The organism is Ligilactobacillus equi DSM 15833 = JCM 10991 (assembly GCF_000615765.1).
GTDB lineage: Bacteria > Bacillota > Bacilli > Lactobacillales > Lactobacillaceae > Ligilactobacillus > Ligilactobacillus equi.
In genome coordinates this window covers 1-8,680 of the sequence record NZ_BAMI01000069.1, presented here as the reverse complement: position 1 = coordinate 8,680, position 8,680 = coordinate 1, and the positions used below count along the sequence as shown (strand labels likewise).

Below are 8,680 nucleotides of genomic sequence, written 5' to 3'. Positions count from 1 at the left end.
GGAGGTAGTTGACTTTAGATGTGAATCAGCTATAATAACTAAGTTGTCGCTACGATTAGGTGGCGAAAGTAGTTTTGGAAAGATGTGATAAAAATATGACTCAATCAAAGAAGGGGATCTTTTTTGCGGTTTTCGGAACAATGATGTGGGGGTTATCTGGAAACTTTGCTCAACTGTTTTTTGAAAGAACGGGTTTAGAAGCCACGTGGTTGGTTTCGGTACGTATGCTGATTGCGGGAATTTTGTTGACACTAATAGCAGCGTTTAGGGTATCAAGGAAACAATGGCATCGTTATCTACAGGCGAGTAATCTTTTACGCTTAGTAATTTTTGCACTTTTTGGGATGGTTCCGTCACAACTGACATATTTTTTGGCGATACAACATGGTAATGCCAGTTCTGCTACAATTTTACAATTTCTTGGTCCTCTATTTATCATTATCTATTTAGCTTTGAAAAATTGGAAATTACCTCGGCGAATTGATGTAATTTCAATTGTGATGGCGCTAGTAGGAACGGTTTTAGTGGTTACGCAAGGGAATTTAGCTAAGTTGGCCATTGCACCTTTGGGACTTTTTTGGGGAATTATGGCAGGAGTTAGCCAAGCATTATACACGCTTTTACCTCGGAAGTTACTTCAAGAATTTGATGTGGTTTTAGTTACAGGTAGTTCCATGGTAATTGGTGGCTTAGTCTTTACTCCGGCTTTAGTTCAAGAAGGATCAGTCCACTTAGATGGGCTTGAAATAGGCTATATCGCTTTTATTGCTTTAATGGGAACCTTGATAGCATACCTTTTTTATCTCAATAGTTTAAATTACTTGGCTCCTGAGACCACAGGGATGTTATCTTGTTTTGAACCATTGACTGCAACTTTAGTGGCTGTCTTTTTCATGGGGCTACAGTTACAGCTTTGGGGAGCTTTAGGAATTATTATGGTGCTTTCAACGGTTTTTCTACAAGGACTAAGCACTAAAAAACAAAATTCACTTCAAGATCGTTGTTAAGACGGTCTTTTTTAATTGCCAAAGCGGGGGGATTTAGAGTAAGATTAAATTGAGAGAGCGTAAAATAGAAATGGGGTAAAGAGATGTTATTAGATTTTTTAAATGATTATTATCAGGCTGAACTGGAAAATATTCATGATGTTGCCGGTAATCAACATTTGGTTGGCTACAGTCAGCTTTATGATTGCGATTTGTTTGTTAAAATTTTCGAAGATGAAGCCATGTTTTATGCTGAACAACATGTCAATCAAGTTTACTGTCCAGAAATTTACCTAGATAGTGTGCTTTATGAAGATTATTATGTGGTGGTATTGAAGGACCGGAAGATGCAAGAGGTTACCGCTGAAGAAAAGAATTTGCTACCTAAACAAGCGCAAAAATATGGACGGATGTTAGCAGATTTTCATAATCAACTGACAGGGCAAGTTAAAGTTTTCAATGACGAGCGTCCTTTAAGTCAGCGTTTGGCAGAAAAAATAGCAAATTTAAAGGGCACGGAACATGAAACTGACGTTGTTCAGGCTTACCAGATTTTACAAGCTGATTTAGCGGCTGCCGACCAAGAGTATCAACAATTACCTAAGGTTGTGGTTCATGGCGATTTTTCTTTGCGTAACATTATGGTTTACGACAAACATGAAATCCTGATTGATTTTGAAAAAGCGCATATGGGTGTAGCTTACGAAGATATGTTAAAATTTTTTTATAATGAAGTACATGCAGTTACCTTGCGCAAGGAATTTTTGAAGGGTTACCGTCGGCAACGACGTTTTGAAATTCCGCAAATTCAACTTCAAAGAGTGATGCTCTTCTTTGTTGCCTTAGACATTTTGGAATATCATGTGACCCACCCCAAGAAAAAATTTGGTAATATGGCCACGCGGATGTTGCAAACTATTGTGGCAGGTGACGCTTTATTGACTATCTGATTCTGATTAAAAATTTGTAATTAAAATTAAGCATCCTGACAGCGGATGTTTTTTGTGGTAAAATTAGAAAGTAAAAGGTTTCTAATGGTCTTTTTCAGGAAAGACTATAACTGAAAACCAATAATAAAATAACAAAAAGTTAGAGGATGACAGATAATGACAAAAAAACTTCATATTGCCTTGATGTTTGGTGGCAATTCATCTGAACATGATGTTTCCAAGCGTTCTGCCCATAACATTTATGATGCTTTAGATAAGGATAAGTACGACGTTTCTGTTTTTATGTTCACTAAACAAGGTTTCTTATTAGGAAACGAAGATTCCATGAAGATTTTTGATGGTGAAAACGAAGATGAAGTTGTAGCTGAAGCGATGAAGGGTGTGGATATGTCTAACCCATTGGCTAATGTACAAAACTTATCTGAAGTCAAGGATGTAGATGTCTTTTACCCAGTTATTCACGGAAATATGGGTGAAGACGGGACTATCCAAGGGTTATTCCGTCTTTTGAATAAACCATGGATTGGTTCTGGCATCACTTCTTCGGGGATTTCTTTTGACAAAGATTTAACAAAGCAATTGTTAACTTTACACGGTATCCGCAATACAAAGTATGTGGCCTTTACTCCAGAAACGATGGATCAATATCCATGGGAAAAAGTTTCGGCTGACTTAGGAGAAACTTTATTTGTGAAAGCTGCGCGTCAAGGTTCTTCAGTAGGAATCTACAAGGTTCGCAACAAGAAAGAATACGATCAAGCCGTGAAAGATTGTTTGCAATATGACTACAAGATTATGGTTGAAGAGGCTATTAAGAACCCACGTGAAGTAGAATGTTCTGTTTTGGGTAACCGTCAAGCCAAAGCTTCTAAGTTAGGGGCCTTGACAATTCCTGAAGGTGACGACTTCTATGACTACAACAATAAGTTCGTAGATGCTTCTGGGGTGGTTTTCGAATTACCAGTTGAATTACCAGAAGCCTTAACTAAAGAAATTCAACAAATGTCCTTAGATGCCTTCCGCGTCTTAGATAACCGTGGTTTAGCGCGAATGGATTTCTTAGTTGACGAAAATGATGTGCCTTACTTCGGGGAAGTTAATAACTTACCTGGCTTCACCAATATTTCTCTTTACCCTCAAATGTGGGCTGTTTCTGGAATTGAATACAGTGAATTAATTGACCAATTAATCCAATTGGCCATTGATGAATTTAATGACAATGCTAAGTTAAGCTTTGATTTCGTAGAATTAGGTCAAGAAAAAATTGGGAAGGGTCTTTTAAAGAGCCAAAATTAAACTAAGAAGGCAAGTTTCTGAATCGGAACTTGTCTTTTTTCGTGTAAAATTCTTGTAATTAGGGTAAAATTAAAAAATAAACTAAAAAGTAAGGATGGGAGACATGGCGCAAGATTTTGCAAACTATTTAAATCAAAACCTCGCTAAATTAGATTTTGATGGGGACTTGTCCTTGGAGTGGCAAAAAAAAACGCGAACATTTACTTTAGAGATGATTTTTTATGCTGCTAATCCGGATAGTCAGGAGATTGTTGATAGTGATGATGTTTTGACGGATGCGGATTATATTACCTTTATTGATGAAATTCTTTTCTTTGATGAACAAAAACCTGTAAACTTTAATCCGGAAGATTACCTAGCTTGCTTACCTTTTGCGGGAAAACGAGGTTGGACCAAGCAAGAAGCTGACGGTTTCTTGGCTTACTTACAGGAGGTACTCGACAATGGTCAGAGTGATCTTTTGGACTTTTTAAACGATGACACAGCAGAAGAATTTGGTTTGACTTGGGATGGATCGCGCCTGGCTAGCTTGATAGCCCAAACTGCCGGTAATAAAATTATTTTACCTTATCCCAAATTTTAGGAGGAAGAAACGTGGAATGGATTAAATTAGAAGTCGTAACAACTAATGAAGCTAGCGAAGCGGCAGCAAATATCTTAATGGAAAATGGTGCTGGAGGGGTACAATTTGATGATGAACGTAGTGATGATAATGTCGCTTTAATTACCTATTTTCAAGAAAATGAAGCTAGTCCAGAATTGGTGCAAGAATTAACCGTCAAGATTCAAGCTTTAAGTGATTTTGGACTTAACCCCGGTCCTGCAACAGTGACCATTGAAACCACTAATGACGATAAGTGGGCGACGGCGTGGGAAAAATACTATCGGCCGGTGCGTTTAACCCGTTATTTAACGGTCGTGCCTTCTTGGACCGATTATCAAGCAAGTCAAGCTGATGAAAAAATTATGCGTCTAGACCCAGGTAAGGCATTTGGGACGGGGACCCACCCCACAACTAAGCTGTCTTTGCAAGCTTTGGAAACTGTGATGCGTGGTGGTGAAGTGGTCTTAGATGTTGGGACTGGTTCAGGGGTTTTATCGATTGCAGCTAAGTTGTTTGGCGCCGGTGAAATTTATGCGACAGATGTTGACGATGAAGCTGTGAAATCTGCTCAAAAAAACTTGGACTTAAATCCGGTTGCTAAGAATGTACATGTACAAGTTAGCGATTTATTGAAAGGAATTGATATCCAGGCGGACTTGATGCTAGCCAACATTTTACCGGATGTTTTGGTGCGTTTAATTCCTGAGGCACCTAAAAATTTAAAACCCGGTGGTTTATTGATTACTTCTGGAATCATTACGGCTAAGCGGGACTTAATTTTAACAACCATGCAAGACGCCGGCTTTGAAATTTTACAAACTCTAAATGAAGGTGATTGGCATGCTATTATCGGACGTTTAAAGACGGAGGAAAACTAATGCAACGTTACTTTTTAGAGAAAAATTTGCAAGGTCCCAACCTAATTTTACCCCAAGAGATTTTCCACCATGCTATTACAGTTATGCGAATGAGAGTAGGAGCAAAATTTGAAGTTGTGACTCCTGATGAATTTGTCAACATTATGGAAGTGACGGAGATTAAAGGGAAAGTTGCCAAAGCTAAATTAGTATCGAAAAGTCGCCAAACAGTAGAAATGCCTAAACAAGCAGTGATTGTTTGTGGTTTGTCCAAAGGTGATAAGGCGGAATGGATTGTCCAAAAGGGAACCGAAATGGGCGCAGCCAAGTTTATTTTTTTCCAAGGTGATTACTCGGTAGCCAAGTGGGATCAAAAAAAACAAAAGCGCAAATTAGAACGCTTGTATAAGATTGCTCAAGGAGCTGCTGAACAATCCCACCGCACCCAGGTACCTGATGTGGAATTTATTGCCAAGGTGGCTGATTTAGAATTACCAGCAACAGCTTTAGGCTGGTTGCCTACGAAGAAGAAGCTAAACAAGGAGAAAAGACCATGTTAATGCAAACCTTCGAGAATTTGAAGAATAAGGATGCTTTGTGGGCTGTCTTTGGACCAGAAGGGGGACTAGCACCCAAAGAAGTTGAGACATTGTTAGATAAGGGCTTCGTCAAGGCAGGGTTAGGACCGCGAATTATGCGGGCGGAAACCGCCCCTTTATATTTTTTAGCATCCATGAGTTTCTATCTAGAATTAGCGCATGATTTAGGGTAGAATAGTGATAAATATTAAGAAGAGAGGCTAGTAGAGCATGAAAGCACTCAAACAACTTTTTTCGCTCCAAGCAATTTGGTATTTAGCTTTTGCAGCATTTTTTAGTTATGTCGTTCCAATTATATTTGCAGTTGCAGGTACGAATGATGTCTTACGCATTGAATTTATTTTATTTTTAATTAATGTAGCTTATGCCGTTTTGGTTGGTATTATAATTGGTAAGAAAGATCAAACCATTATCTTTACTATCTTTTTTCCGTTACTTTTTCAAATTAGTTACAGTAGCTTTTTTGGTGGTTTTAGTAGCTATGTGCGCTACTTTGGCCCGGTTTACCTATTGATGACGCTGTTAGCTTACGGTGCAAGTAAAGACTAGTTATGAGGTGATGCTTTATGGAAAAAGATGTATTATGGACAGCTGACGATGTCATTAGCATGTGTCGTGACTACATGAATGAAAAGCATGTGGATATGGTGCAAAGAGCTTATAATTTTGCAGCCTATGTTCATAAAGAACAGGTACGTAAGTCTGGGGAGCCGTACATTATCCACCCCATTCAAGTGGCAGGGATTTTAGCAGAATTAAAGATGGATCCTGAAACGGTTTCGGCCGGTTTTTTGCATGATGTAGTTGAAGACACCAAGGTGACTTTAGGCGATATAGGGGAACTTTTTAATCATGATGTGGAAGTAATTGTTGACGGAGTTACCAAATTAAGTAAAATTCAATACAAGTCTCACCAAGAACAATTAGCAGAAAACCACCGTAAATTACTCTTAGCTATGTCCAAGGATTTACGGGTAATTATTGTAAAATTGGCAGATCGTTTGCATAATATGCGGACTTTAACACATCTACGACCTGATAAGCAAAGACGGATTTCCAATGAAACTTTGGAAATTTACGCGCCTTTGGCAGAACGTTTGGGTATTTCTACTATCAAGTGGGAACTGGAAGATATTTCTTTACGTTATTTAAATCCCCAACAATACTACCGCATCGCTCACTTAATGAATTCCCGACGGATGAACGGGTGAAATATATTAATGAAGTGATTGTCGACATTAATGATGCTATTAAGGATTTAAATATCGATTGTGATATTTATGGACGACCTAAACATATTTACTCCATTTATCACAAGATGAAGGATTTACACAAGCAATTTGGGGAAATTTATGATCTTCTAGCAGTACGGGTGATTACTAAATCTATTCGGGACTGTTATGCCGTCTTAGGGGCCATTCATACACGGTGGACACCAATGCCGGGGCGTTTTAAGGATTATATTGCCATGCCAAAGGCCAACATGTACCAATCCCTTCATACCACGGTGATTGGGCCAAATGGAACACCATTTGAAGTACAAATTCGGACCGAAGAAATGCATCGTGTGGCCGAATACGGGATTGCTGCTCACTGGGCTTACAAGGAAGGTAACACCCAAGGTGTTTCTCAAACGAGTTCTGGCGACAAATTAAATCTGTTCAAAGAAATTATTGAATTTCAAAAGGAAGCCACGGATGCCAGTGACTTCATGGAGTCTGTTAAGGGCGATTTATTTGGGGATCGGGTTTACGTCTTCACTCCCAAAGGCGATGTGTTCGAATTACCAAAGGGAGCAGGTCCTTTAGATATGGCCTATACTATCCACACGGAAGTCGGCAATAAGACCACCGGAGCAAAGGTTAATGGTAAGATTGTGCCTTTGGATTATCAGGTGAAAAATGGGGACATTGTTGAAATTATGACTTCCCAAAATTCGGCGGGTCCAAGTCGTGACTGGTTGGACTTAGTGCATACTAATAAGCTCGCAATAAAATTAAGCACTTCTTCAAACTTCACGAACGGGAAGAAAATATTGAAGAAGGGCGTGAACTTTTACAGCATGCCATTGAAGAATCAGGTTACAAAGCTAGTGAAGTTATGACCACAGAAAATCTGGAAAAGGCTGTGGCGAAGAAAAATTTGAAGTTAGTCGATGACTTACTGGCATCGATTGGTTTTGGTGGAATTCAACCTATGGGGATTGCCAACATTATGTTGGAAGATGTACGTCAAGAAGAAGAACGCCTACGGAAAGAAGAACAGGAGCGAGCTGTTCTGGAAGAGCACCAAGAAATCGAAGCCAAACCTGCTAATAATGACAAAAAGCATTCTGAAAATGGAATTAACGTTCAAGGAATTGATTCTATGCTGGTGCGACTCAGTCATTGCTGTAGTCCAATTCCAGGGGACAAGATTATGGGCTATGTGACCAAGGGGCGTGGTGTTTCTGTACACCGTGAAGACTGCCCTAATATCAAGGCGGCTGGTAAAAACGGGATGCCATTGATTGATGTTTCTTGGAATACTATCCCTGATCCTCGTAAATACTATGATGCGGAACTGGAAGTTGAAGGTTATAACCGTAATGGTTTAATCAATGATATCCTTCAAGCGATTAACAATTCTGCCAAGAGTCTATCTTCAATTAACGGACGGGTAGACCATAATAAGCAAGCCGTTGTAACTGCGACTGTGGGAATTAAAAATTCTGAACACTTACAAAGAGTGGTTGATAAGATTAAGCAAATTCCTGATGTTTATGTAGTTAAGCGAGTTATTCACTAGGAGGATTTATGCGCGTCGTATTACAAAGAGTTAAAGAAGCCAAAGTCGAAATTGAAGGTCAAATTAAGGGTCAAATCGGACCTGGATACATGTTATTGGTTGGCTTTACAGAGGGTGATGACAACCAAGACATTGACTATTTAGTGCGTAAAATCATCGGAGCTCGACTTTTCTCCGATGAAGCGGGGAAGATGAACCTTTCCATTGGGCAAGTTGGCGGGGCGATTCTTTCGATTTCACAATTTACTTTGTATGCTGCCGTTAAGAAAGGCAATCGTCCAAGTTTCACAGCGGCTCAAACCCCAGCTTTGGCGGAACCTAATTATTTGGAATTCAACCAAAAGTTGCGCCAAGCGGGCTTGATTGTCGAAGAAGGCATCTTTGGCGCTGATATGCAAGTGAGTTTAGTTAATGATGGTCCAGTAACCATCATCTATGAATCACCAAAGAAGTAAACTGAAAGGATGAGCGATCATCCTTTTTTGAATTTTTTGAAAGGAAAATGTAATGCAATATCGTGATTATTTTTGGGATTTTGATGGTAATCTCTTTGACACCTATCCACCATGACTGCATCCTATGAGCTCGAGGAGTCCGTGGC

Annotated in this window: 9 protein-coding genes and 1 pseudogene; all 10 read left to right on the top strand. The window is 39.3% G+C overall.

Annotation, left to right across the window (positions count from 1 at the left end):
• The first annotated feature begins 95 nt into the window (after positions 1-95).
• The 10 genes and pseudogenes from JCM10991_RS10590 to dtd all read left to right on the top strand — a co-directional run bounded on the left by JCM10991_RS10590 (position 96) and on the right by dtd (position 8,534).
• Complete coding sequence (locus JCM10991_RS10590; protein ID WP_025021459.1) at positions 96-1,007, top strand: EamA family transporter; 912 nt, start codon at positions 96-98, stop codon at positions 1,005-1,007.
• Positions 1,008-1,090: 83 nt separating this feature from the next.
• Complete coding sequence (locus JCM10991_RS10585) at positions 1,091-1,936, top strand: phosphotransferase (protein ID WP_025021458.1); 846 nt, start codon at positions 1,091-1,093, stop codon at positions 1,934-1,936.
• A 153-nt stretch (positions 1,937-2,089) separates the two neighbouring features.
• On the top strand, positions 2,090-3,232 hold the full coding sequence (locus JCM10991_RS10580; protein ID WP_025021457.1) for a D-alanine--D-alanine ligase family protein: 1,143 nt from the start codon (positions 2,090-2,092) through the stop codon (positions 3,230-3,232).
• Positions 3,233-3,335: 103 nt separating this feature from the next.
• Positions 3,336-3,815 carry a DUF3013 family protein gene (locus JCM10991_RS10575; RefSeq protein WP_025021456.1) on the top strand — a complete coding sequence of 160 codons (480 nt, stop codon included), beginning with the start codon at positions 3,336-3,338 and terminating at the stop codon, positions 3,813-3,815.
• An 11-nt stretch (positions 3,816-3,826) separates the two neighbouring features.
• Positions 3,827-4,714 (top strand): 50S ribosomal protein L11 methyltransferase, encoded by an 888-nt coding sequence (gene prmA, locus JCM10991_RS10570; protein ID WP_025021455.1) that lies wholly within the window; start codon positions 3,827-3,829, stop codon positions 4,712-4,714.
• On the top strand, positions 4,714-5,253 hold the full coding sequence (locus tag JCM10991_RS13805; RefSeq protein ID WP_439645946.1) for an RsmE family RNA methyltransferase: 540 nt from the start codon (positions 4,714-4,716) through the stop codon (positions 5,251-5,253). The genes prmA and JCM10991_RS13805 overlap by 1 nt, the downstream gene beginning before the upstream one ends.
• On the top strand, positions 5,247-5,465 hold the full coding sequence (locus JCM10991_RS16640; RefSeq protein ID WP_439645945.1) for an RsmE family RNA methyltransferase: 219 nt from the start codon (positions 5,247-5,249) through the stop codon (positions 5,463-5,465). Before JCM10991_RS13805 ends, JCM10991_RS16640 begins: the two co-directional genes overlap by 7 nt.
• A gap of 37 nt (positions 5,466-5,502) precedes the next feature.
• Positions 5,503-5,841 (top strand): hypothetical protein, encoded by a 339-nt coding sequence (locus JCM10991_RS10560; RefSeq protein WP_023860587.1) that lies wholly within the window; start codon positions 5,503-5,505, stop codon positions 5,839-5,841.
• 17 nt (positions 5,842-5,858) lie between these two features.
• Positions 5,859-8,079: pseudogene (locus tag JCM10991_RS13800) on the top strand (RelA/SpoT family protein).
• An 8-nt stretch (positions 8,080-8,087) separates the two neighbouring features.
• The gene (gene dtd, locus JCM10991_RS10550) at positions 8,088-8,534 is read left to right on the top strand and encodes a D-aminoacyl-tRNA deacylase (protein WP_023860589.1); all 447 of its coding nucleotides are present in this window, start codon (positions 8,088-8,090) and stop codon (positions 8,532-8,534) included.
• Positions 8,535-8,680: the final 146 nt, after the last annotated feature.